The sequence below is a fragment of the Ancylomarina sp. YFZ004 genome, from assembly GCF_054254355.1.
Genome location: NZ_JBTCHQ010000012.1, coordinates 115,118 through 141,361, shown reverse-complemented (window position 1 = coordinate 141,361; position 26,244 = coordinate 115,118). Strand labels below are relative to the sequence as shown.

At 35.3% G+C, this 26,244-nt stretch carries 20 protein-coding genes; 8 read left to right on the top strand and 12 right to left on the bottom strand.

The genetic code is table 11. From position 1 onward, the window contains the following. Positions 1–23: 23 nt before the first annotated feature. The gene (mazG, locus tag ACXR6G_RS17060) at positions 24–800 is read left to right on the top strand and encodes a nucleoside triphosphate pyrophosphohydrolase (RefSeq protein WP_458362659.1); all 777 of its coding nucleotides are present in this window, start codon (positions 24–26) and stop codon (positions 798–800) included. 60 nt (positions 801–860) lie between these two features. Next, the gene (locus ACXR6G_RS17055) at positions 861–2,219 is read left to right on the top strand and encodes a peroxiredoxin family protein (RefSeq protein ID WP_458362658.1); all 1,359 of its coding nucleotides are present in this window, start codon (positions 861–863) and stop codon (positions 2,217–2,219) included. 109 nt (positions 2,220–2,328) lie between these two features. Here ACXR6G_RS17055 and ACXR6G_RS17050 read toward each other — a convergent pair whose 3' ends face one another. The 7 genes from ACXR6G_RS17050 to ACXR6G_RS17020 form a co-directional block, all read right to left on the bottom strand. Next, positions 2,329–3,444, bottom strand: coding sequence for a hypothetical protein (locus ACXR6G_RS17050; RefSeq protein ID WP_458362657.1), 1,116 nt, complete (start codon positions 3,442–3,444; stop codon positions 2,329–2,331). Positions 3,445–3,553: 109 nt separating this feature from the next. Next, entirely contained in the window at positions 3,554–4,063 is a 510-nt protein-coding gene (locus tag ACXR6G_RS17045) for a hypothetical protein (protein WP_458362656.1), read from the bottom strand. A 300-nt stretch (positions 4,064–4,363) separates the two neighbouring features. After that, positions 4,364–5,236 (bottom strand): RluA family pseudouridine synthase, encoded by an 873-nt coding sequence (locus ACXR6G_RS17040; RefSeq protein ID WP_458362655.1) that lies wholly within the window; start codon positions 5,234–5,236, stop codon positions 4,364–4,366. 405 nt (positions 5,237–5,641) lie between these two features. Then, the gene (locus tag ACXR6G_RS17035) at positions 5,642–6,235 is read right to left on the bottom strand and encodes a hypothetical protein (protein ID WP_458362654.1); all 594 of its coding nucleotides are present in this window, start codon (positions 6,233–6,235) and stop codon (positions 5,642–5,644) included. A 22-nt stretch (positions 6,236–6,257) separates the two neighbouring features. Next, entirely contained in the window at positions 6,258–7,199 is a 942-nt protein-coding gene (locus ACXR6G_RS17030; protein WP_458362653.1) for a pyridoxal-phosphate dependent enzyme, read from the bottom strand. A 322-nt stretch (positions 7,200–7,521) separates the two neighbouring features. Beyond that, the gene (gene hemL, locus ACXR6G_RS17025; protein ID WP_458362652.1) at positions 7,522–8,817 is read right to left on the bottom strand and encodes a glutamate-1-semialdehyde 2,1-aminomutase; all 1,296 of its coding nucleotides are present in this window, start codon (positions 8,815–8,817) and stop codon (positions 7,522–7,524) included. A gap of 12 nt (positions 8,818–8,829) precedes the next feature. Then, positions 8,830–9,531, bottom strand: coding sequence for a uroporphyrinogen-III synthase (locus ACXR6G_RS17020; protein ID WP_458362651.1), 702 nt, complete (start codon positions 9,529–9,531; stop codon positions 8,830–8,832). 297 nt (positions 9,532–9,828) lie between these two features. On the opposite strand from ACXR6G_RS17020, the gene ACXR6G_RS17015 reads away from it, so the two are divergent. After that, positions 9,829–12,021, top strand: a complete 2,193-nt coding sequence (locus tag ACXR6G_RS17015) for a RelA/SpoT family protein (protein ID WP_458362650.1) — start codon at positions 9,829–9,831, stop codon at positions 12,019–12,021. An 85-nt stretch (positions 12,022–12,106) separates the two neighbouring features. On the opposite strand, the gene ACXR6G_RS17010 is transcribed toward ACXR6G_RS17015, so the two are convergent. Continuing rightward, the gene (locus ACXR6G_RS17010) at positions 12,107–13,720 is read right to left on the bottom strand and encodes a dipeptidase (protein WP_458362649.1); all 1,614 of its coding nucleotides are present in this window, start codon (positions 13,718–13,720) and stop codon (positions 12,107–12,109) included. 148 nt (positions 13,721–13,868) lie between these two features. Next, entirely contained in the window at positions 13,869–14,696 is an 828-nt protein-coding gene (locus tag ACXR6G_RS17005) for a LysR family transcriptional regulator (RefSeq protein ID WP_458362648.1), read from the bottom strand. Positions 14,697–14,968: 272 nt separating this feature from the next. Between ACXR6G_RS17005 and ACXR6G_RS17000 the strand changes: the two genes are divergently transcribed. Together ACXR6G_RS17000 and ACXR6G_RS16995 are read left to right on the top strand one after the other, a co-directional pair. Next, complete coding sequence (locus ACXR6G_RS17000; RefSeq protein WP_458362647.1) at positions 14,969–16,129, top strand: iron-containing alcohol dehydrogenase; 1,161 nt, start codon at positions 14,969–14,971, stop codon at positions 16,127–16,129. Positions 16,130–16,201: 72 nt separating this feature from the next. After that, a complete protein-coding gene (locus tag ACXR6G_RS16995) occupies positions 16,202–16,627 on the top strand; it encodes a hypothetical protein (RefSeq protein WP_458362646.1) in 426 nt (141 codons plus the stop codon). A 458-nt stretch (positions 16,628–17,085) separates the two neighbouring features. Here the strand turns inward: ACXR6G_RS16995 and ACXR6G_RS16990 are convergent, their stop codons facing one another. Beyond that, on the bottom strand, positions 17,086–18,297 hold the full coding sequence (locus ACXR6G_RS16990; RefSeq protein ID WP_458362645.1) for an L-serine ammonia-lyase, iron-sulfur-dependent, subunit alpha: 1,212 nt from the start codon (positions 18,295–18,297) through the stop codon (positions 17,086–17,088). 479 nt (positions 18,298–18,776) lie between these two features. Here ACXR6G_RS16990 and ACXR6G_RS16985 point away from each other — a divergent pair, with 479 nt between their 5' ends. Continuing rightward, positions 18,777–19,130, top strand: a complete 354-nt coding sequence (locus ACXR6G_RS16985; RefSeq protein WP_458362644.1) for a hypothetical protein — start codon at positions 18,777–18,779, stop codon at positions 19,128–19,130. A 159-nt stretch (positions 19,131–19,289) separates the two neighbouring features. Continuing rightward, a complete protein-coding gene (locus ACXR6G_RS16980) occupies positions 19,290–19,994 on the top strand; it encodes a hypothetical protein (protein ID WP_458362643.1) in 705 nt (234 codons plus the stop codon). A gap of 109 nt (positions 19,995–20,103) precedes the next feature. Here the strand turns inward: ACXR6G_RS16980 and ACXR6G_RS16975 are convergent, their stop codons facing one another. Both ACXR6G_RS16975 and ACXR6G_RS16970 read right to left on the bottom strand, forming a co-directional pair. Next, positions 20,104–22,029: a DUF3857 domain-containing protein gene (locus ACXR6G_RS16975; protein ID WP_458362642.1), complete on the bottom strand. Its 1,926-nt coding sequence runs from the start codon at positions 22,027–22,029 to the stop codon at positions 20,104–20,106. Positions 22,030–22,102: 73 nt separating this feature from the next. After that, positions 22,103–24,076 (bottom strand): DUF3857 domain-containing protein, encoded by a 1,974-nt coding sequence (locus tag ACXR6G_RS16970; protein WP_458362641.1) that lies wholly within the window; start codon positions 24,074–24,076, stop codon positions 22,103–22,105. Positions 24,077–24,364: 288 nt separating this feature from the next. Between ACXR6G_RS16970 and ACXR6G_RS16965 the strand changes: the two genes are divergently transcribed. Further along, positions 24,365–26,128, top strand: a complete 1,764-nt coding sequence (locus tag ACXR6G_RS16965) for a DNA polymerase III subunit gamma/tau (protein WP_458362640.1) — start codon at positions 24,365–24,367, stop codon at positions 26,126–26,128. The last annotated feature ends 116 nt before the right edge of the window (positions 26,129–26,244 follow it).

The following is a 26,244-nucleotide window of genomic DNA, read 5'->3' as shown; positions in this document are numbered from 1 at the left end:
ATACTCTTATTAAATTTTGAAGAATGAATGAGAATTTGAAAGCTTTTGAAGAGCTACTAAATATAATGGACGAATTGCGTTTAAAATGTCCATGGGATAAAAAACAAACCCTTGAAAGTCTGCGTACCTTAACAATCGAGGAGACTTACGAGTTGGCTGATGCCATATTAAAGAATGATAAAGAGGAGATAAAGAAGGAGCTAGGCGACTTGCTACTTCATATTGTTTTTTATGCAAAAATAGGTTCTGAAACCAATGATTTCGATATTGCTGATGTTTGTAAAGGTATTAGTGAGAAATTAATTTACCGTCATCCTCATATTTTTGCTGATGTTAAGGTGGCTGATGCTCGAGAAGTAGAAGAAAACTGGGAGCAATTAAAACTTAAGGAGAAGAATGGAAAAGGCACTGTTCTAGAAGGTGTTCCTCTGTCATTACCTGCTATGGTAAAAGCGAACCGTATTCAGGATAAGGTAAGAGGTGTTGGTTTCGATTGGGAAGAGAAAGAACAAGTGTGGGATAAGGTTAAGGAAGAGATTTCGGAGCTTGAAGTTGAAATTAAAGCAGGTAATCAGGATAAAATGGAGCAGGAATTTGGCGATTTATTCTTTTCATTGATTAATACGGCACGTTTATATGGTGTAAACCCAGAGAATGCACTGGAAAGAACGAATCAAAAATTCACTAAGCGTTTTAATTATTTGGAAAGCCAAACCATGGGTGTAGGCCGAAATTTAAAGGAAATGAGTTTAGAAGAAATGGATGTGATTTGGGAGAAAGCAAAGCAGTTTGATAACTAAATTAATCAGCCTTCTTAATTTAAATCGTAAGCTAATCACATTTATTACCACATTCATTTTATGAGATATATACTTATTGTTTTCCTATTTATAAGTTTTTCAAGTCTTTCGCAAGAGCAAATGAGCTTGTCAGTTAAAGCTAACGATCATATTTCAGAGCAATTCTATTTGCTTAAAGGAGATGATGTTGGGATTGTTACAATTGATAGTTCCCGAGTGAAAGCTTTTGGCTTATTGCTTTTTAATTGGGAAGGTGAACCTGGAGTTTATCGTTTATCTGATAAAAATGGACACCTTGTCGATTTTAGAATGGAGAAGTCTCAATTGTCTTTTGAGATAAAAGGTAATTTTGAAGAAACAGAGCTGATTTTTGAATCAGGAAATAAGAACAATCAGTTGCAATATTATATTTCTGAATTTCAATATTACAAGCAGGAAGCCAGTCGATTAGCTGGAGATTATCAAAAAGCAGAAGCTAGTGCTCTTGATACCAAGGATCTTGTTAAGACGTATAAAGAGACGCAGAGGGAATATAAAGATTTAGCAAAGGATTTGTGGTCGAAAAGAGCTGATGACTGGTCTTTGAAATTAGCTTTAAGCTATGCTGATCTTATGCCTGATTTGAATCAGAAAAATAAGAGCCGTTTCTTCGTTGATCAGTATTTCCAATATTTTGATTTTACAGATACTCTTTTGGTCGGTACACCAGATTTTTACAATAAACTTGAACGGTTTTTTGAAACCAAGGAGATTCAAACACTGCTAAAACGTAATGTTTCGAAAGAGATCGATCTAATGATCCAACAAATCTTCTGGCTTTCAGAAGTGAATAAATATGCCCAGGAATGTTTGGTCAACTATTTAATGCAAACTTATCCTGAAGACAGTTTTCCAAACTTATATGCTACCATTGTTAAAACATACAAGCTGGCTAATTCATGTGAATATGTTTTGGCAAATAAGAGTATGAGAACAAGAATGGAAAATGATAAGAATTTTTCTGTTGGCGCTAAAGCTCCAGATTTTATTCTTCCAAACAGTATGAGTATCAATATAGAATCACTTTCAAAAGTGAATAGTGATCTTACTTTATTGATTGCTTGGTCTGCTCATTGTGATGGTTCTGTTGATCTCTTGGATAAAATTCAGGATTTGTACCACACCTATCATGAAAAGGGATTAGAAGTTGTCGCTATTTCTATAGACAATAATATCAGGTCTTGGGAGCATTTTGTTGAAGATCGTGCTTATACTTGGGTTAATGCTTGTGATAAAGCCGGATTGAAAGGGGAATTTGCTGAAGCCTACAATATTACTTCAACTCCAGTCATGTTTTTGGTATCAACTGATTTAAAACTCATATCAAAACCCATAACTTTTTATGAGCTTAAAGCTGCAGTTGCAAACTATCTTGATTAAGCATTAAGTTTTTTAAGTATCCTCTTGCCCCTAGCATTAAAAGCTGTTGAATCCTAAATGAGTCTGCCCTAGGTTCCCAATTTTGAGTGAGAATTGCACTAGAAATATTTTATTCAATGATCGAGTTTGTCACATCTGTTTGAGTGTCACTGTGCATCGATATCGATGGATAAACAGGATACCAGGAACCGCCAATATTGTCTTGAATCACCGAGTTATCAATTTTGATATTTCCTGAATGGTCATTTGTTACGAAAAATATTGAAGATCCGTGTTGAACAACTTCGTTCTGATCGATTCGAGAGCCTTTAATTGTTAAAGTCATCGTATTTCCATCATTATAAATTGCTCCGCCGCTTCCACCGCCAGGAGTTCCAGATTGAGATGGATTACCACCATTTCCAATCGCTTTATTATGGGAAAATAAACTGTTTATTATTGTCCAGGAAACACCAATACTGCTTATTGCACCTCCATTTGATCCTTCATTTCCGTATCCTTCTTCGCCACCAAATGTACAGTTTACCACATAAACAGGTTTATTCTCATACTGACTAAATACACGAACCGCACCGCCTCCAACATCAGGACCTAAATCAGCACATACATTATTGAAAAATCGACAGTTCACCATTTTGAATCGTCCACCTCTAAGCCAAATGGCGCCACCACCATCAAATTCGCTTTCCGATTTTGAGTTGCCATTAATGAATGTGAGGTTCTGGATGGTAAGTCTTGGATGATCCTGATTTTGACAGTGAGAAGTTGTCCAGTTTTGGTTTTTATCACAAGTGTTCATGTAAAGAATTCTTGTTTTGCCTTCGCCACTTAAAGTAACTAAGCCGCCACCGTCGATAATAACTTCTTCGCTTGTATTATTGAAAATCTTGGCTGGTTTATTTAATTTGATGGTAATTGGTTCAGAACCACAGTCAAAAACGATTTTACCACCTTTTGCGACGGCATCAATAAAAGCTTGAGCAGTGCAACTTTCAGGAGTTCCATCGCCAATTATTTGATCTGGTTCTGATACATCTTCAAGACCAGCTTCGGTAGGGATGGAAGAATCTCCATCTGGATTCCCCGCTACAGGACCATTATGCGATATCTCAATTAAATCTTGACTAAGATCATCATCACTTGAAGAACAGCTAAGTAATGAGATACAAATGGTGAATAAAATAAGGTAGTCGTATCGGTTTTTATAGATTGTTTTAGCTTCCATTTTTTGAATAATTTTTCAAGATGATATGATTTTCTTATGCTGGTTGTAATTAACGGCAATTAAAAAAGTATAGTATATCAATATGTAAGAAAAATTAAACTTAGATGGATTAAGATTGTAGTTTCTTAAGTATTCTCTTGCCTCTAGATTTGAAACCAGCTGATCCATCACTCATGGATTCTTCAATAACAAGTGCTAATTCATTCTTAATATCAGGTTCTTGTTGTGAGAAATTGAATAGAATTTGCATGGCATAAACTCTCACCGCCACAGGAGTTGCATTAGAAATAAGCAAATCGAAACAAGAATTTATAAAATCGCCCGATATGGTTTTAGGAAGAGGTTCTGCACTAATTAGTTTGAGGAATTGTCTTTGTTTACTTTGGCATTCCAAGTTTGGAATGAGTTGAATCATTTGTGGAATGTAGGGGCGAACGAGTTCAGGTGCTTCATCGTAAACCTTATCCATCAACCAAGTGGCTCGCCATGATTTTTCATGTGAACCAGTAGCAAATTTCCAAAGTTTAGGCATCAAATTAGGTTCGATGGCTATTCCTTTAGCAATGAGAACAGCAGCTTCTTTGCCTGGGAACGTTGATAGAATTGCTTCGAAATCCATATATCAGTTTATTATTTTGCAAGCTTATTAATGATCTCTTCGTACTCTTTAAAGCGATGTTCCCTAATCGGTCTTATTTTGGGTTCTGTAATAAAGTGCAGTAGCAAACACGGGCTTATTAATTTGTATTTATCGACATACTCATAGCCTTTCAATTCATTATTCTTTATTCGCTGCTTTATTTTGTTGTGGTATGGATACATATTGAGCTTTTATTTTAAATATACCAAATTTAAGATAGGGGAGCTTCAATAAATTATCGAAAACTAAAGCTGCAAGAGTGAATGGAGTGCTTTATATTTAAATAAATATCTTTTTAAACCTTTGAGGCAGTTCATCCTTTAGATGGATCTCTTCATTTGTAAATGGATGTGTGAATTTTAAAGAATAGGCATGCAAAAACAAGCCCTTACCGTTTAAAATTAAATTTTCAATACCATATTCCTTATCTCCCAATATCGGATTTCCTATACTCGACAGGTGTATACGTAACTGATGTCTTCTTCCAGTTTCAGGCTCTAATTGCACCAAGTTGAGTTTGCCGAATCTTTCTGATGTAACAGATTCGCTTACTTTATAATTCGATTGTGACTTCTTGTTATTGATTTCTGAAGTAATTTTTCCTTCCTTATCCATTTCACCAATCGTAATGGCATAGTAGCTTTTATCTACCTCTTTGTTTTCAAATAATTTATTGAGAGCCCGAATGCTACTGCTCGTTTTCCCAACCAATAAAACACCTGTGGTTGCATAATCCAATCGGTGAACTGGCTGTGGTTTACAAGCATCAGGAAGTTGACTTTTTTTGATGTTTTGAGGCAAGGCATTGGCAATGGTTTTAAAACTATTGCCGCTCACCAAAATACCAGCAGGTTTATGAATTATTGCCAAATATTCGTCCTCAAATAAGACCTCAAGGGGGAAAATTAGTTTTTTCTTAGGACTGACCTCTTCCGGGATGTATAAGTTAATGCATTCACCACCTTTTATAAAAGTAGCCGTCGTGGCAATTTGGTCATTAACAGTTATTTGTTTTTTCTTTAAAGCTTTTTTTAAGGCTGATTTGGTTAAAGCAGCACTGAAAATACCAACACCATATTCTTGAAGTCGAATAGGGGCAGATAGAGTGGGTACATTATGGGTTTCGCTTGGTTCTATGGCGTCTTTTTTCATATTTGCTAATGGTCTTGCTTCGAAGTCAATATATTATCCTGATTCTATTAGTCGTTAATTTGCTAATATTACGGTGCGCTGCACCTAGTTATGTTTCTCGTATTGAGTTTTACAAATGTTTTGGGTGCGCTGCACCATTTTAAACGAAAATGCTATTGGGTACAGCGTACCCCAATATCTGTAGAAACCATTTTTTTTTATTTTATAATAAGGTGCGGAGCACTGCTATATTATTTAAATAGATTAAGCACGAATTCACGAATGTATCCTATTCAATTTTGTACTAATTTTATCATAAAAGGATATGCCATTTATCAATTCTAAATGCGTGTTGTATTAATGCAACCTCTTGTTTCTTTATTTAATTACCCATTCCCAAATTAGCACTATCCCAATGACCTGCATTTATTGTAGTACAGCGTTTTTATCTATAAAACCATATATATCTATATTTGATACATCTTCTAACTGATCTATTTTAAAATTTATTTGTTTATTATTTTTTAAAATAAAAATAAATTTATTCCGCTTCTCATTTTTTTCAAACTTAACAATGTCAGTCCATTGAATTAATTTTAATTCTAAACCAGGCTCAATTATATAATCATCTGTAAATTTGTAGCTTCTAATTTCCTTAACTGATGATGTGTCATTATAACTCCATATACCAAAAAGAGATAAAAGGAATAAATCAAATGTATCTAGGCTTCTTAAGTTATTTTTAAGTCCAATAATAAGAAGAACAATAATTAGTAATACCAATATAAAAATTCCAATATTTATTAGCTTATTTTTTTTTACTATCCCTTTTAAACTAAATTCAATTCTTATTTTGGTAATGTTTTTTCGATAATCTTTTAAATTTTTGAAACTTGACCAAATCATAGCTAGAAAGAGTAGCAACAAAAATATTTTCAGATATAATGAATTATGTACGTAAACTAAAATTATTGTCGATAACATTATAACAACTATAGTGTTGCTAATATATTTTTTCATTTTAAAACAATTTTAAATTAATCTAAAAAGGCAAATTCCCTAAATCCACATTCCCTCCAGAGAGAATAATACCAATCTTCTTACCTTGATATTTTTCCTTCTCTTTTAATATGGCAGCCAAAGCCACAGCACTTGAAGGTTCTACAATCAACTTCATGCGTTCCCATATTAGGCGCATGGCTGAAACAATCTCATCTTCCTCTACACGAACGATTTTTTCAACATAGTCGCGAATAATGGGGAAGGTTTTGTCTCCCAATGAGGTGAGTAGTCCATCAGCAATAGTCTGAGGATTCGTTTGAGGTATCAGTTCACCTTTTTCAAGTGATTGCCAAGCATCATCGGCACCTAAAGGTTCACCAGCGATGACTTTGGTTTTAGGAGAAAAATGATAAGCTGCGAGTGCAGTACCAGCAAGCAAACCACCACCACCAACAGGTGTGATAATATAATCCAAATCATCATGTTCTTCAATCAACTCCATTGCGGCAGTTCCTTGTCCTTCTATAACCTGATAATCGTTGTAGGGGTGGAGAAAAGTTGCACCCGTTTCTGCTACAACTTTATTTAAAGTCGTTTCTCTTGCTTCCAAATTCGCCTCACATTCTATTACTTGTCCACCATAACCTTTCACAGCTTTTTTCTTAACCTCTGGTGCATTCTCAGGCATCACGATATAGGCCTTTATGCCTAGTAATTTTGCCGATAGAGCTAAGGCTTGTGCGAAATTTCCCGACGAATGTGTTGCAACACCATTTTTCTTCTGCTCATCGCTCAATTGAAGGACTGCATTTAAAGCACCTCGCATTTTAAAGGCTCCCATCTTCTGAAAGTTCTCACACTTAAAATAAAGCTGAGCGCCTGCAATTTCATTAATTAAACCAGAACTTAAAACAGGTGTATTGTGAATGTATGGTTTGATTCTGTTATGTGTGTCGAGTAGATTCTCTTTAGAGATGTGCATGTTTGGATATTGTGTTAGGTGTTTGAATTTTGAGAAAGGTAAATTTACAAAAATTGTAGAAGAGTTAATTTAAGAGACTCAATAATCTGATTTTTTCCTTGTCATGCTCTGACTATAAACAAGCTGTAAGTGTCAGGGTATGACTAAAACAATATTATGGACGCAGATTATGATGATAGAATATAATTTATGTACAAGATTTAATTATGCACTTGAGGAATCATATTTAATCAGCGTCTAATAATATTTAAATATGAATCGTAATAAAAATCCCAATCTCAGTAGCTGAGATTGGGACTATATTTATTGCTTATTTAAATACTTAAGCTTTCATCGCTTCCAATGATTCTTTAGCTGCCTGAATGGTTTTATCAAGCATCTCATAAGTTAAGGAGTTTGATAAGAAATAACTCTCGAATGATGATGGTGGCAAGTAAATACCGCGCTTCAACATCTCATGGAAGAATTTAGGAAATAGTTCATTGTTTGCTGTTGCAGCAGTATCGAAGTCAACCACATCAACATCAGTAAAGAATACGGAGATCATCGATCCACAACGATTGATTCTATAATCGAAACCTGATTCAGCTAAGACCTTATCTAAGCCTTTATGAAGGTATTCACACTTCTCAGCTAGTTCTGTAAAATGCTCTGGTTTTTCATTCAATTCAGTCAATAGGGTGTAACCAGCAATCATGGCAATAGGATTACCAGAAAGCGTTCCAGCTTGATAAACAGGACCAACAGGAGAAACCACTTTCATAATCTCATCAGGTCCTGCGTAAGCACCAACAGGCATACCGCCACCGATAACCTTACCGAATGTTACTAAGTCAGCTTTAATACCGAAGTATTCCTGAGCACCACCTTTACCCAAACGGAAACCAGACATCACCTCATCAAAAATTAAAAGAATACCTTCTTCATCGCAAATCTGACGTAATTCTTCAAGGAAACCTTTTTTAGGTAGGACACAACCCATATTACCAGCAATGGCTTCAATAATAATAGCAGAAATTTCACCTTTATTATCAGCAACAACTTGCTTTACATTTTCAATATCGTTGTACTTAGCTGTCAGTGTATCGTTAGCAGTTCCTGGAGTAACACCTGGTGAATTAGGCTCGCCGAAAGTACTGGCACCAGAACCTGCTTTAATCAGGAATGAATCAGAGTGACCATGGTAACAACCTTCGAATTTGATAAACTTGTTTTTGCCTGTATAGCCACGAGCCACACGAATAGCCGACATACAAGCCTCAGTTCCTGAATTTACCATTCTTACCTTATCGATATTTGGAACCATATCAACAATAAGCTTAGCAATCTCAGTTTCCAATTGTGTTGGCGCTCCAAATGAAGTTGAATACTCAACTTTATCTTTAATCGCTTTAATTACAGGAGGGTGAGCGTGACCAAGAATCATTGGTCCCCACGATGAGATATAATCGATATACTCATTATCATCTTCATCAGTAAGGATACTACCTTTTGCCTTTTTGATAAAAACAGGTGTTCCTCCCACTGATTTATAAGCTCTAACTGGAGAATTTACGCCCCCAGGAATATATTTTTGAGCTTGATTGAAGAGCTCTGAACTTCTTTTGTATTGGTGCATATTATTAGTGTTTTATGAGTTTAGATATTCGTTACAAGATTGTATTAATGAAAAAACGTTGGTTTGATCAGCTAGCATCACAATATCAGCATAGTCGACCAAAGCGACCGCCGTTGTATTACCAATGGCAAAACAGGGCTGGTTATTTTTTAGTTGATAGTTTTTGAAAAAGCTATGAACTGCACTTGGGCTGCAAAAACAGATTGCATCGTAATCTTCCAGATTGATTTCTGGTTGAATTAAGTGGGTATCATAAACCTTAATCTCCTTATAAGGACTTTCATGCTCTTCGAAAAAATGAATCAAGGTTTTTTGTCGAAGGTTTCCCGTAAAGTACAAGAACGATTCATTTGCATGATCTTTCAGTAATTCAGAAAGAGATTCGGAGTTATGTCGTTTAGGTAGAAAAGATGAAATGCCCATTTCAGATAGCTGATCAGCTGTTTTCTGACCGACTGCAAAGCATTTTTCTAGTTTGTCAATTTGAATTTGTTCCTGGTTCGCTTGCAAACTTCTGACCGCATTCTGACTGGTGAAAATCCAATTAGGATATTCACCTGAATTGATTGTTTCGAGCTCATCAGTAGTAGGCGAGCATAAATCGATACGTATAAAAGCATGATGATCAATGATACAATTCATTTTCAAACCAAATTCAATTTGATCTGCATTTAATGAACGAGTGAATAGGATGCGTTTGTTTTTTCTTGTCATGTGCGATAAAATGAACCTTAATATCGGGGCAAACAAATTTAATAAATCATCGCATTATTTCACTATGAGACGACTTCAATCTTAGGTAAAATTCATTACTGCATATCATACGTTAAAAAAACAGAATCTATTTGCCATTGATACTTAGCTTTTATACTTTTAGTGGGATTATAAAAAGAGCTGTTTTGATTGCTCTTTTATGCCAATCTAATATTGGAATTGAATTTTGAAGAAGCTAAGTAGGGATTGATGAAATAAAAGCTTCAGATTTGAGTTCTAAATAGTAAAACGATAACTATGGTGGCTATTACACAGCAAATAGAAGAAAGAAGACAAATACTATATCGATATAAAAATCTCCTTAAATCATGTAAGAATATTATCTCTCAGGAGGATATTAAATTAGTCAGGAAGGCATTTGATTTGAGTCTTTTAGATCATGATGGAGAGAGAAGAACCAATGGTGACCCAGCCATATATAGAACGCTTGAAATCGCAGAAATTGTAGTGACTGAGCTAGGCTTGGGACGAACTTCTGTTATTTGTTCTATGCTTTACGATATTGTACAGAAAAATCACATTAGTGTTTCCGAAGTTAAATCACTTTTTGGACCTAAAGTCACTCAAATAATTGAGGGATTGGTTAAGGTTACTGAGATTTATGAGCAGAATCAAACATTACATACTGAGAATTTTAGAAAACTCTTACTGAGTTTTGCCGATGATGTACGAGTTGTGCTGATTATTTTGGCAGATCGATTGTTTCAGTTGCGTAATGCAGAGAATAAAAGTAACGAGTTGCAAATTTCTTTAGCTAAGGAAATTAACTTTTTATATATACCGCTTGCTCACCGTTTAGGTATGTATCAGGTTAAATCATCAATGGAGGATTTAAGCTTACGTTACCTCGAGACAGAGCTTTACTTTGAGTTGGAGAAAAAACTTAAAGATTCGGAAGAGGAACGTGAAATTTACATTAAAGATTTTGTGGCTCCAATTCGTGCTGAGTTAGATAATGTGGGAATTAAATATGAAATAAAGGCCAGAACCAAGTCTATTGCTTCCATTCTTCATAAAATGAAAAAGCAACAAGTTGAGTTCGAGGAGGTTTATGATATTTTTGCCATCCGAATTATTATTAAAGCTCCCGAGAAACTTGAGAAATCGGAATGTTGGCAGGTATATTCTGCTGTTTCCGATTTGTATAGACCCAATCCGGGTCGTATGCGTGACTGGATTACCATTCCAAAAACCAATGGTTATGAGTCTCTACACACGACTGTAATGGGCTTGCAAAACAGATGGGTAGAGGTTCAAATTCGAAGTGAGCGAATGAACTTAATTGCTGAGAATGGTTTTGCTGCACACTGGAGATATAAGGGTGATAAGGGTGATGGTGGTCTTGATAATTGGCTTCAGGATGTGAGAGAAATACTTGAAAGCAGACAAGATAGTAGTGTTGACTTAATTGATGACTTTAAGGCTGATTTATACAGTAAGGAAATCTATGTCTTTACACCCAAGGGAGATTTAAAGCAACTAAAGTCAGGTTCAACCTTATTGGATTTTGCTTATTCTATACATTCCGACTTAGGAGATAAATGTATTGGAGGTACCGTTAATCAGCGTAACGTTTCTATACGACAGGTTTTGAAAAATGGAGATAGGGTATCTATTACGACCTCTAATAATCAAAAGCCAAAGTCTGATTGGTTGAATTTTGTTGTAACCACTAAGGCTAAGAATAAGATTCGCCAAACGGTTAATGAGGAGACTGTAAAAGAAGCTGATCTTGGTAAAGAGATGCTGATGCGCAGAATGAAGAATTGGAAGATTGAATTCTGTGATGAGAGTATTCGTAAGCTACTGAGTCATTATAAATACAAATTGGCTGCCGATTTGTATTATAATATCGCTATTGAGACCCATGATCTTTCGGAGATTAAAGAGGTTCTAACGGCGCAGAAGGCGGATGAAAAAGCTCCTGTTGAGTCTAAGAAAGTCGCTATAAAGCCCCAGGCTAGAGGCGGAGAAGATGTTCTGATTGTAGATGAGAATATTGCCAATGTGGATTATAGTTTGTCGAAGTGTTGTAATCCAATTTTCGGGGATGATATTTTTGGTTTTATTTCAATAGGAAAGGGGATTCGTATTCATCGTGTTTCATGTCCTAATGCAAATGAAATGTTGACACGTTATCCTTACCGTGTCGTTAAATCAAATTGGACGTCTAAAGGAAGTGCTTCTTATCAAGCTGTTCTTCATATTATGGGAGAAGATGAGATGGGCATGGTTAATAATATTTCGGAGGTTATTACTAAGGATTTACGTGTAAAGATGCGTTCGATACAGGTTGAGTCTAATGCAGGAGCCTTTGAAGGTAAGTTGACTGTTGTGATATCAAATATTGATCACCTGAATAATTTGATTGCTAAATTAAAGCTGATAAAAGGTGTGAGTAAGATTTCTCGATACGATACGGTTGTATAAGCTCTTAATTTATTCAAGAAATTTCTATAATAGAAACGCCCGCTCCAATTAGGAGCGGGCGTTTTTGTATCGTGTAAAGTCGGGTTTAGAAACCTAAACCAAACTTAGCCCAATATTTGTTTTCCAATTCTTTCCAACGAAGTATAGTTGCTCCAGTGAAATCTCTTGTGTATTGGTTTAAAAGCTTACGAGCTTCATCTTTCTTTCCGTCCTTAATCAGTTTCGCAATTTTACTTTCAAGAACAGCACCGTCTTCAAAACCTTTATTCTCGAAATGAGCGACATCAGCCATCATTTCTTCACGAGTGTCCTGCCAAGCAAGTGTTGCTAGCTTATTTGCTTTACGGTAAGCCCAAATCGTTGCATCAGCACGAAAACGCTTTTGTCCACAATAGTTGAAAGATTCAGGTAATTCAGTCGTTCCAGCATAAATTGGAATACGTGGGCTTTGACCTGGGTTGTCGAATGAGAACCAAGCTACACCACCAATTTCATCAGGTAACCAATCTCTCAATTGAGTAACGAATGAATAAGAACACCATGCAACAGCAACAGTACGTTGATACTCAATAGTCTCTTTTTGAAGAAAGTTGGATAGATTACGACAATTACCAGTTGGCCATGGGTTAGCATTAGTCGCAATGACTGTATCCTGACCGATAACTTCCTTATCGCCATTGTATTTTTTCTTGATCACCTTAAGGTTCTGAGTCATGTCATAAGTCGTACCTTCATAAGTTTCTCTGTACATAGCCATAACATCTCTTACAGAGATTTTATTGTCAGGTTTTACAGAGAAAGGGAGTTCGTCAGCCTCAAAATCAAGCTTCAAAGAAGGAGCGAAGTGGTTAAGGATAAAGAATTCGCGAATTTTAAATGGCTTATCAACACCACCATATACTTCCCAAAATTTGAATTCCTTTTTGCCATCCCAACGTTCTAGGTCTTTAGCAGCTTTAAATACATTGTCCGATGCCATGAAATAATCAGAGTTCTTAAGATCAAGTTTTCCAATACGAGAGATGTTAGCTGAAACACCAATATGACCATCAGGAATACGTTGAGCAGCCCAAACACCACCAATTTTATCAGGACCTTCACCAAGGATCTCTAATTGCCAAACTTCTTTTTTATCAGCAATAGTGATACACTCACCCCAGTCGCCGTATCCGTGCTCCTTGATAAGTTTACCAATTAGTTTAATCGCATCGCGAGCAGTTGTACAACGTTGTAATGCAATTCTTTCTAGCTCTTCAATTAGAAACATTCCATTCTCATTTAGGAGCTCTTCTGGGCCAACAAAAGTTGTTTCACCAATAGCAAGTTGTTTCTCGTTAAGACAAGGGTAAGCTGTATTTAAATAAGCAAAAGTTGATTCTACTTGATCAATTTCACCTACAAGCTTCATTTTTCTTTGATCCCAAGCTGTTTCAGTTTTTAAAGTGCCTTTATAAACTTTATGAGTCGCTTTTTTGTCAAATGTTTGTGCTTTTTCAAAAGTCAACCAAGTTCGGTAACGTCCGTCACAAGTATGACTAGTGATAACAGATCCGTCTGTGGTTGCTTTTTTACCTACCATTATACTGGTACAACTTTCCCCAAAAAAAGGATCATTTTTCTGTTCTAAAGCGCCTTGAGCATAAGTGAATTGCAGAGCAATGCTTAAACTTAAAAGGGCTGTTAAAAATGTTTTTTTCATGTTTCGTTAAAAGGTTTGTTATTAGTTTTATTGCTATTTCTAGCCTTGGTTGTGTTCTATTTAAATTTAGAATGCCAATATAGTTTTTTTACAATTGCTTTTTCATGATAAATGCAATGTTTATAGACAGTATTTTTTGATCTTCATTTTACTTTGAAAATAGCTTAATGATGTTCTCTATGGCAGGATTCTTCATACTATCTTGTGGATAGGATAAACCAATTTCTCGATAATATCGAGGTCCACTATAAGGACGGGTTTCAAATCCAGACCAGGGCTTAACCAGATATTCAGGTAAGAATGTGATACCAATACCAGCCATCAGGAGAGTTAAAACTTCGGTTTTTGAGGCACAATTCGCTACGGTATTCCATTTGTCGCCTGTATTATTAAGTATGCCCAAACATTGTTGATGTGCCTCGCAAGGTGGACAATGTATAAAGGGTTCACCACTCAAGTCGTTTAAATCAACTAGCTCTTTTTCTAGAAGTGGATGACCATCAGGAATGCACAGGACATAATCTTCCTGCCACAGCGGTAAGAATAAATCCTCCTCATATTTCCATTCTCTCACCAGCAGGTTTATTTCACAATCTCTACTCATCGATCGGATATCCCATTCTATAGGACTAAAAGCTTGATTGGCTTTTTTAAAGAATTCCATCTTAAGTTCTTGTGGTAAGCCAAGTGCTATACCCATGCTCACTTTTTGTTTGTAGGCTTCTTCTTTGAAAAGATCGGGTAGGCCATTTAGTTCACCAATAATTCTTTTGGCAATGGGATACAGATAATGTGCTTCTTCCTTGATTAAAACGCCTCGTTTATGTCTGGTGAAGAGTTCTTTTCCAAGTTTTTCTTCCAATTGTTTAATACCATTGGAAACATTGGGTTGAGAAACAAAACATTTTTCAGCTGCTCTTGATAAATTTTTCTGTTCGTAAACAGCAACAAAGAAGTTTAATAATCGGATATCCATAAGTATTTCTGATGATGATCATTCAAATAAAGTATTTTGATCTTGCAATATTAATAAATAATTTTGCTCCAGTCAAAAGAGCTTGATATTATTGCATGTGTGGACACTGATGATTGTTATTACAAATACTTATGACAGTGCTGGAGAAAGAATCCAAAAGCTGTTAAATAATGTTTAAGTCCTGCATAATGTTTTTTATTAATTGAAATTAAACTTAACTTGATGGCTCAAATATAAATGAGCTGTTCGATAAAAATAATAATATATAGATTATGAATAATTTTGATTTTTATAACCCCGTAAATATCCTTTTTGGAAAAGGAAAAATTGCAGAACTGAAGAAGCACATTCCTGCAGGTGCTAATATTTTAATCACTTTTGGTGGTGGTTCTATCAAGAAGAATGGTGTTTACGATCAGGTTATAGCTGCTCTTGATGGTTTTAAGGTTCAGGAGTTTGGTGGTATTGAGGCAAATCCACATTTTGAAACCTTGATGAAGGCTGTTGAAGTGGTAAAAGCTGAGAAAATTGATTTCTTATTGGCTGTTGGTGGCGGTTCTGTTCTTGATGGAACAAAATTTATTGCTGCAGCTTCATGTTATAAAGGAGAAGACGCTTGGGATATTTTGGCTAAGCGTGCTAAGGTAGAAACGGCTATTGATTTAGGAGCTGTTTTAACATTGGCTGCTACAGGTTCTGAAATGAATAGTGGTGGTGTGGTTACTAAGGCTGCAACAAAAGAGAAGCTTCCTTTTGGCTCACCTTTATTATTTCCTAAGTTTTCAGTTTTAGATCCAGAAGCAACTTATTCTTTACCTAAAAGACAGATTGCCAATGGTGTTGCTGATGCCTTTGTACATGTAATGGAGCAATATTTAACTTATCCGGTGAATTCACCTGTGCAAGATCGTTTCTCTGAAGGATTATTGATGACATTAATCGAAGAAGGAACGAAAGCTTACGATTCTGAAACACCAAATTACGATGAATATGCCAACATGATGTGGGCGGCTACTATGGCTTTAAATGGTCTGATTGGTGCAGGAGTTCAAAGTGATTGGGCAACGCATATGATTGGTCATGAATTGACTGCTTTCCATGGTATTGACCATGCTGTGACATTAGCGATTGTACTTCCAGGTTTAATGACTCATCTTAAGGATAAGCGTAGTGTGAAGTTATTGCAATATGCTGAGAGAGTTTGGAATATAACTGAAGGTAGCGAGGAAGAAAGAAAAGCCATGGCTATCGTAAAAACGGAAGATTTCTTTAACCGAATTGGTATTAAAACACGTTTGAGTCAGCACAATGTTGGTCAAGATACAATTGATACAATCATTAAGAGATTTATTGACAGACAACTTCCATCAATCGGTATGTTACCAGATGTGAAAATTGAAGACGCTGAAAAGATTTTAGTAGATAGATTATAAGATAAATTTAGAGCTTGCATCTGATGATGTGAGCTCTTTTTTAAGCATTTATACTAATTAACACTTTTTCAAATGAAACAGCTTCGTTATTTATTCATTAACCTTTTAATTTTATTAGCACCTGTTTATGGCAATTGGGGTTTGATTAGCAATGGGGAGCGTTGTCAGGGTACAGTAGTTGATATAAAGGAGTTTAGGCAGAAATTATTCTACGAAACTTATCCGCAAATTAGTTATAAGGTAGGCAATAAGACCTATGAAATTCAAGGTCCTGAAAATGCGGATTATCCTATCGGTATGAAGCTAGAATTGATTTATCCACATGATAAACCTTCAGCGGCTATTATTTATTCGGTGTCGGGTTTTCTGAGCCAATGGTATACGATTATGGCTCTGATTCTTTTCATTATGTGGAATGCCTTTTATTTGAGCTTTATAAAAGGAAAGCCTAAATATAGTCATCCTTCAAAAGCAAATAAGAAACGATTATCAAAATAGGGAATTATTGGTTTGAGACTACTTTTTGAACCTTGAGCACACGAAAGATAAATTTCTCAGCCCAAGTGGGTAAATAAGATGCAACTTTTACAATAATTTGTTTGCCTAGAAAATATAAGGCAGAATAAAAGAATACCTTATTGATTAGGTAAGTGCCTGCTATTATTAGCAATTTGTTTTCGGTAGGTAAATTTAAAAAAGGAAAGGTCAAGTATAGTAAGAAAGTTATACCTGCCAAAATCATTAAAATATAGCCAATCAATCTCTTCGAATTCATACGCCTCTATTGGTATTATTGTATTAAAATAAACTAAAAGGATGAGTTAATTTTGCAACACGGTACGCAATGTAGTGTTTTTTAGAGTTCTATGGCAATCTAAAATGTTAAAAGATGATATGGTCTTAAATTAATGGGCATTGAAAGTTGGTTTTCAATGCCCATTGTTTTTACAATATATTTATCCTTTTTTGATGACTGGACGTACAATTCGTGCCAAACCACCCAGACTTGTTTCACGGTATTTCGATTGTAAATCTTTACCGGTTTGCATCATGGTTGCTACAACCTGATCGAAGGAGATTTTGTGTGAACCGTCAGAGAATAGTGAGTAGACAGCACATTCTCTCGCTTTTTGAGAGATGAAAGCATTACGCTCTATGCAAGGAATCTGCACATAGCCTTCAACAGGATCACAGGTTAAACCTAAGTTGTGTTCAAACCCCATTTCAGCTGCATATTCGACTTGTTTAGGCGTGCCACCCATAATTTGTGCTGCCGCACCAGCGGCCATAGCACAAGCTGTTCCAAGCTCACCTTGACAACCTACTTCAGCACCAGAAATAGAGCCATTTGTCTTTACGATATTACCAATAAGTCCAGCAGTAGCTAATCCACGAATAATACGTTTATCACTAAATTCTTGATCTTCTTTTAAGAAATAAAGAACAGCAGGTACTACGCCAGATGCGCCACAAGTAGGTGCAGTTACGACCTTTCCACAGGCAGCATTCTCTTCAGCTACAGCGAGAGCAGCTGCGAATAAAAGACCAATATTTCCTGTAGAACCTATGGTTGTTTTCGAACGGATATAATAGGAGCTAGCTTTACGAGCTATACGCAAAGTCCCGGGCAAAACACCTTCTTCTTCAAGGCCTCTGGCTATAGAATCTTTCATTACTTCCCACACATCAGCAAGGAAATCCCAGATCTCTTTGCCTTCGCAAAACTCAACATATTCCCAAAATGAGCGACCTTCTTCCAAGCACCATGCTAAAATGTCATCCATAGTGGTTAGATCATACACCTGGCTCGCATCATTCAATAAGCCCGTGTTATCTTTTAAATCTCCTCCACCAACAGAATAAACTTCCCAAGAGTCAATAGCATTATCACCTTCCATTGCCTCGAAAAGTAAACCGTTGGGGTGAATAGGTAATTCAACCTCTGGTTTCCAAATAATTTCGATATCGAGAGGCTTAATTACTGTTTCGATTACTTTATCGGTACCGTGACCAACTCCCGTAGCAGCAAGACTACCATATAAGGTGACACGAAAGCTTTTGATGTCTGGATGCTTTGTTTTAAACATTTTTGCAGCTCGCCCCGGAGCTATGGTATGGCTACTTGATGGACCGTAACCTATTTTGTAGAGTTCTCTTAATGATTGCATGATTGTTTGAAGTATTTAATGTTATCGGCAAATGTAAGAAATTCTGTTATATCGATTGCTTAATTGTGATATTTAGTAGTGACTGTTAGATTTAAAACAGCATATTTATCCTTGATGACCATGAGTACCAGTAAATGTCATGGTGCGAATAGAAGATTGGAATAATCAGACTTCCATATTGAGAGCCTCACATGAGAAGTCGGGTTCTTAAAACAAAAAAACGAATACCAGCCTAAGCTAATATCCGTTTAAATTTCAGGTATCTATCCACTGCCTCATATTTCCTTCCAGCCGGGAATGCCATTGGATCGAGATTATAAAATAACTCACACCCCGATAAGAAGAAATATAAAACCAGCCAACGACGCAAAGATAGTAAAAAGAAGTTAGTGGAGAAGGACGCTATTGTGGGTTTATGTGGAAGCTGTGAAAATATTAGTTCATTCGAGATATTCAGTTAATATTGATCAGGCTGAAACATGAGATATTGTGATTTTGCTATAAACGAGAATTACGAAGGGTTAAAAACCGGGGCTGATGTTGCTCAACGAATCAATGGTATTTATAGTAAGCTTCCAGTAATCATGTTAAGTGCTCAGGGAAATATTCAGCTAGCAGTTGATATGTTTACAATGCAAATTGTCGACTATGTGGTAAAAGATGATGGGTTTCATATGAGCTTAAAGCAGAGCTTGATAAGGCTCGGTGAAGCAAGCATTCTTAGAAGAGAAATTAGGGAGTTAAAAATAAATTCCAAATTAAGATTAAAAAGAATAAGCTTAGCTGTTGGACTTTTAACCCTATCCTGGACAGTATATATTTTCTTCGTATAAAGATTAAGTTATATGAAAAAACGAATGAAGCTTAATTTGTTGAAATTTAATTGTTTCAAATATGGAATGTTAGAATTCGATTAATTTTCATTATTCTAATGCAGAAGGAATGTACATTATGTCTATATTGAGTCCTCAATAAAAATAAAATAGACTAAGATGGAAGAACAAATTGTAATAAAATGTAAGGCTAAGGAAGTTCAAAATATCGCACAGAATATACTTTTAGAAATAAAAAGGAAAGATTGGTCTTCTGATACATTTATTACAATATTAAGCCAAAGAATAGAAGAGGAGAATGAGGTGTTAATTAAGATTACTGGCCAGATAGGTAGTAGTGAATTCACCGAAGAGATGGCGGGAAAGGATGCAATTTTTGATAGAGATTTTATATGTTTAGAGCAATTTGTAGAAGCCAATTTATACATGAGAGATAAGAATGTTGCGGCCAATGCGAGAAAGGTTTGGAATGTATTTGCTGCAAATGATCCAAAACTATATATTCAAAGTTATGAATCTCAGATATCATCTTTTAATTCTTTGATAAAAGAATTGGATTCTGATGAGTTTAAACCCTTATTAGGTTCATTGGTTGGCGTATTGGATTGTCTTGATTTGGTGAAATTATCGGCAAACGAATTGGCTGAAACGTATCGAAAGATGAAGCAAATCAGCGATGAACAAATGGAATTTATAGCTCCTAAGACACAACAAAAAATAATTCGGGAGATTATTAACAATGATCTATTGCCTTATTTAAACGTAATGGCAAATGTCAATAAGGAGGTCTATGGAGATATTAAGCAGGTTGTTGTGGGGCATATCGCGGACTTAAACGAGAAAATTAATTCTAGAGCAACTTGACCTATGAATTAAAAATTCGATTTAGATAGAAATACAATTGTGTTCAAACTAAAAAGCGAGTTCATATTATAATATGAACTCGCTTTATTTATTCTTCAATTTTGCTTATTCAAATACCTGTAGCCTTTAGCTTCAGAATAAGCTTTGCTTTATCGGCTCTAACAATAGACTTGTAGAACTTCCTGATGGCCTCGTATTTTTCAGCTGGAAATTGCCCCTTATACATTTCGTAGTTTCGGATATAAGTTATCTTGTTTTCGTTAACCATTATTTGATTACTATATTTACCAAATTCGGTCTCTAAATTAACAGTCTTTGGAAGGTTTTCTATCGTCATGTTTTCAGGTAAGGTATATTGTATGCTGTCAATATCACAATAAGGATAGTTCAATACGATTGGATTTTTGCGTTCCTTCAATTTTTTAGGGATATAGGTTTTCCTATTCATCAAGTTGATTGGCATAAATAAACGTTCTCCAGTTTTCGAAAGATATTTCTTAATGCCTAGGTCAAGTTCTAGCTTGGATTCAGGTAAACGTTTTTTATTTTGCTCCAACTTTAGTTTTTCGATAGTGAAATCAGAAAGCTTAATACTTTTATATAAAGCTTTCTTTTGTTCTTCAGGTCCATCCTCATAAATTCCTTCCAGATTTTCGTATTGAAGACCTTTGTAATTTGTTATTACACTAGCTTTGGCATTACCATTTATATCAATAATGACATTAGCAGATGTAATTTGAGTATTCTGATCAACTTTATAAACTGGTGTATGAATCAATTTACCGCCTTCTTCGGTATGTACAAGTGCATCTCTATCATTGGTAAAACTGCCAAGAAAACCACAAGGTTTCGTTTGTGAAGTGCATTCTAGCCAAACTGTATCTTGTGGCATAGGAACCATCAGGATGATATGGTTGAATTGGCTTTTTACAAAATCCTTATCGAAATAATGTTTTCCCGATCCTGCACGTATGCTTGTGTAATTAGAAGGAATATTAACGGCTTTTAGAAGTGCTTTCATATAATTACTTAGAGCCTTACAGTCACCATAACCCAGCTTATCAACTGTCTCAGCAGGAAAAGGCTGCCAACCACCAATACCCAATTGGATACCTACATATCGGGTTTTCGATTGCATATACTGATATAAGATTTCTATTTTTTCATTAACAGACTTACAATTTGCAGTAAGTTCCTTAACCTTCTCAATGGTTTCAAGGGGTAGATTATCTCTATCCTTGATGAGTTGATTATCCCATTTTCCAAAATCAGCCCAAGTTTCTTGACTCCCTTTATATCCTTCCATTTCAAACATAAGAGGAGCAGGAACAACTCGAGGTACTATTTCATTAAAGTCAGGTGAAAAGGGCTCAGATTTGAATGCTTTTATGTTGTTAACGCCCCAGACGTAAATATCAGTGCTATCAGCAGAAGATTTATGAAATTCACCTTCGAAATGATAAGTCTTTGTTCTCAGTTTTAAATTCTGTGGAATATTGATTGTGAATTCAGCTTGCTCAACTGATCTGTTATAAGCATTTATAGCTCGCCATTCGGGGTAATTTAAAATGCCATTAAACTCTCTCTCATATTCATATTCAATGGTGAAAGGGTAATCGTTTTGTAGTGCTTCGTAATACTTCACTCTATTGTCATCAAACAAAGTTCCTCCTGAAGTAGCAGAGTAATCTTTAATGTCTGAATTTTTAGCTTTTTTTATGAGTTTACCTTCTGCATCGTAAATATGAATTTTAAAGCTTTTAAGCTGAAGTAGCTTGTCATACCCAACTGTTTTTTTAGATGCATATTCACCATTCTTATCAAGAATGGTAATAACCATATGATTTTTGATTGTGGCTTTCTTAATTGATTCAACAGAAAATATGGTTTCATTAAGTCGGACCACTGTGTGAGCATCTTTCTTTAATTCTTCGCTAATGCTTGATACAGGGTATTTTATTTCATCTTTTCTAGCCCAAGCGTTAAGATTGAAGATAATAAGACATGTTACTAATAGATTAAGGTGTTTATTCATATCTAAGAATTCTAATATTGATTGGAAAACATTAATAAAAAGAGACTGGAATGATGCATCCCAGTCAAAATGTTTATGAGTTTCTTTTGATGACAATCATTTCTGCCTGCTTAGCAACAATCAGTTTGTAAAATTCCTTGAGGTTAGGGTATTCATCAAAGGCAAACATAGGTTTAGTAATTTTTAGTCGGCTCATTAGGATGATTTTACCACTTAATGATTGAATAGAGTAAGTGTAAGAGCCAGCCTTGTTTGGAAGAGCTATACGTATGTTCTCAGGTGTCGATTCTAGACTACATCCTTCAGGTAAACTTATCTCAATGCTATAGATCTCATCATATGAATGACCATAATCAACTGGATATTTGCGTTCTTCAAGAGTAAAAGGGTTCTTTTTTGTTCGCTCATATAACATCGGATTCAAGTAAATTAAATCGCCAGCATCTTCAACCTTGTCAGTAATTTCAACGATAGATTTGGTTTGTAAAGTTTTCTCAATATCATCTTGATTGATAATCTCAAACTCTTCAAGGCTCAATCCATGATTATTTTCTTCTAAAGATATTTTTAATTCATCTATGGTTTTGGATTCAAAATATTTCCTAGTGCGTAAAGCAGCATAACCTTGATATGAATCAGAGATTTGACCAATTAATTCTCCATCGTCATTGAGTGTTAGTTTGCTCGAAGTAATATGCTTATATGGCATTTTACAATTTAAATTAATCCAGTCGCTACCATTTTCGGCAATTATTCTTCCTTGACCATTAATACATCTAAAAGGAAGTATATTATTAGGACATAGAGGTTCTGTAGCATCCAAAAGATAATCTTTATTATTCAGTTTAATTTTTGCCACCACATAATTAAAAATTGATATGTTGGGCTGACCAAGAAAAATGATGCCATGATTACGAGTACTTAGAATAACGGGATCCGAATTTAATCCTAATTTCTTTAGAAGTAGAACAAGCATCAGATTGATATCAGCTACATTTCCCTTCTTTTCATTAAAAGCTTTTCGCAACGTTGAACTCACATACTTTCCATTGTAGTCGTTCCATTTCATGTGTTTTTTTATGGCATCGAATGCCATATTCATCTTGTCTTCTTCAGATTTGGCTTCAGAATTAATTTTTGTAACAATATCCTTTAGATAACCGCCACCTTTTAATTGTAATCCAAATGATTCATTCTTTAATAAATCAGTATTTATTTTCTCCCAAGTACTGGTGTAATTTTTATATACACCATTAACATTCGTGCTTCCTATTTCAAATTCAATTGAAGACAGAAAGTTGCTAGAAGTCGTCATATATGGTTCCGACTTAAAAGCTGGAGCTTCAGATACTGCCCAAGTGAATCTTTGTACAGAATAAGTCTTCTTACTAGGTAGGCTCGCAGTAGAATATTCATTTTTATTCGTTACAAAACGAAGATATCCCTTCGTTGTTTTTTTATAGTTAAAATATTCAGGAAAGTTTACTCGGTATTCACTCCATTTAACAGGAATACTTTTCTGAAAATTCCATTTTCTAATGTTGAAAATATTTTTCGATGTTATGATATAAGAATATTCAATAACAGAACCTACTTTTACGTTAGGCAAAGTCAGCTTACATGTTTGTGAATATTTAGAAACTGATTCTAAAAATTTCCCATCCGATTTCATTTTTGTTTTTACAATTTTTCCATCTTCAAGATTATAAGTCCTGCCTTTAACGCTGCCTAAATTGTCAGCTTGTTTTGAAAGTGGAATTTCAAAATTTGCCCAGTCAAGACCTTCTTTTTTTAGTATTTTTATTCGAATGGTTCTCTTGAAAGTTTGAACGAAATGTCCTTCTACTGTAGAAAAAGGCATATCAGTAACCCCATAATCACAAAGAATAACGGCAGAAGCCGTTGTGTCAGGTAGGTAAGTGTTAAGTTCCATTTCTTCCAGGGATACTTTCCCAAATTTAATGGGGGCTTTTTCGGCTTGTACTTGTGTGATAAATAAACTTATAAATATGACAGTGAAATAAAACTTAATCATAAAATGTTTCATAATGGGGACTAGAAGTTTTGAGTTAGAATAAATTAGACTTTGATTGTTTACAGGGTTCGTATTATAAATGAATATTTATTTTAGTCAATAGGACTAAAGTAATAAACGAACATAAAAGAATGAATATTAATAAGTATTGCCATTATCAGATATTCAAATTAGACTAAGCAGTCTTGGATTGTTGAAAACAATTTTCTTCGAAATAATCGCTTTTTTAGGATGATTGATTATCTTTGAATTCCTTGAAAAAGTAAGAATAAGAACTAATCGTTTCGTTTATACCTCAGTATGGAGAATTTTATCGTTTCAGCACGAAAATATCGTCCCTCAAGCTTTCAAACAGTCGTTGGTCAGCAGTCTATTACTATAACCCTTAAAAATGCCATTAAAAACGCTCATCTGGCTCATGCCTACTTGTTTTGTGGTCCTCGAGGGGTTGGTAAAACATCATGTGCGAGAATTTTTGCTAAAACTATCAACTGCTCTAATGTAGGATCCGATTTCGAGGCATGTAATTCTTGTGAGTCGTGTGTGGCTTTTAACGAGAATCGTTCCTATAATATACACGAACTGGATGCTGCGTCTAATAATTCTGTTGATGATATTCGTACTCTGATTGATCAGGTGCGTATTCCTCCACAAATTGGAAAATACAGCGTTTATATAATCGATGAGGTTCATATGTTATCTCAGCAGGCTTTTAATGCTTTTCTTAAGACCCTTGAAGAGCCGCCTGCTCATGCTATTTTCGTATTAGCGACAACTGAGAAGCATAAAATTATTCCTACTATTCTGTCACGTTGCCAGATATTCGATTTTAGTCGAATTAAAGTAGGGGATGCAGTTAGTCATTTGAAGCATATTGCCAATGCTGAGAAAATTAATATCGACGAAGAAGCTTTAAATGTGATTGCACAAAAGGCAGACGGTGCTATGCGTGATGCCTTATCTATCTTCGATCAGATTGTGAGTTTCTCAGGAAAGGATATTACTTTCGAGAATGTGATTCAGAACTTGAATGTTTTGGATTACGATTACTATTTTAAAATGGTGGATGCTTTTCTAGTTGGGAAAGTAACTGATGTTCTAATTCTATTTAATGAAATTGTTGAGAAAGGCTTCGACGGGCATCATTTTGTTGCTGGTTTAAGTTCTCATATAAGAGATATACTTGTTGGAAAAGATGTTGCAACCTTGCAATTACTTGAAGTCAGCGATAGTGTTAAGGAAAAGTACACCGAGCAAGCAAAAAAGTGTGAAATTGATTTCTTATACGATGCTTTAGGCATTCTTAACGAATGCGACATACATTATAAGAGCAGTCAAAATCAGCGCTTACTTATCGAACTTACCCTAATTCAATTATCCCAGATAGTTGAATCAAAAAAAAAAGGAGTTAGTCTGAAGAAAAATTTCCGACGACTATTAAAGATACGAGTTGAGGGGAGAACCTCAGCTCCCAAAGTTGCAGGAGCTAAAGACAAAGCTCCTGTTCATCCTAAACAGGAAGTTCAGAAACCAAGCCCAAGCCCTTCAGTACAGACTCAACAACGAGTTTCTCCATCATCAAGTCCAGCATCAATATCTATTAAAGCGGCCATGAGTCGTGGAATTGTGAATAGATCTGCATCAACACCTACACAAGAAATCAAATCAAAGGAAGCTGCGGTAAAGTATACGGGAACTCAAAATCAGCCCTATACTACTGAGTCAGTCGTTGAAAAGCTTAAAGAATATACTGTTATTCGAGGAAAGAGTGATCGTATTCGCTTAGCAGTAGCTAATTGTGGGGCTGAAATGAGAAAAGACGGACAACTAGTTGTTAAGGTGAGTAATCAAATTCAAGCTGATGATCTTAGTTTTGTTAAAAACGAAATGGTCAATTATTTAAAAAGAGAATTACAAAATTCGACCATCGATTTCATAATTGAAATAAGTCAAATTGAATTGAAAAAAAGACTGTATACCGACACCGACAGATTTAAATATTTGTGTGAGAAAAATCCACTTTTAGAGCAGCTAAAGCAGAAATTTTCCCTCGACTTCGAATAATTTAGATCTAACGGGCCTTATTTAGACAAAATAATGCATGCTTGAAGATGCTTATTTGTGTTTATCATACTGATTTCTTGGGTGTTATTATTAGAGAAAAAAATCGTTAAAAAAAA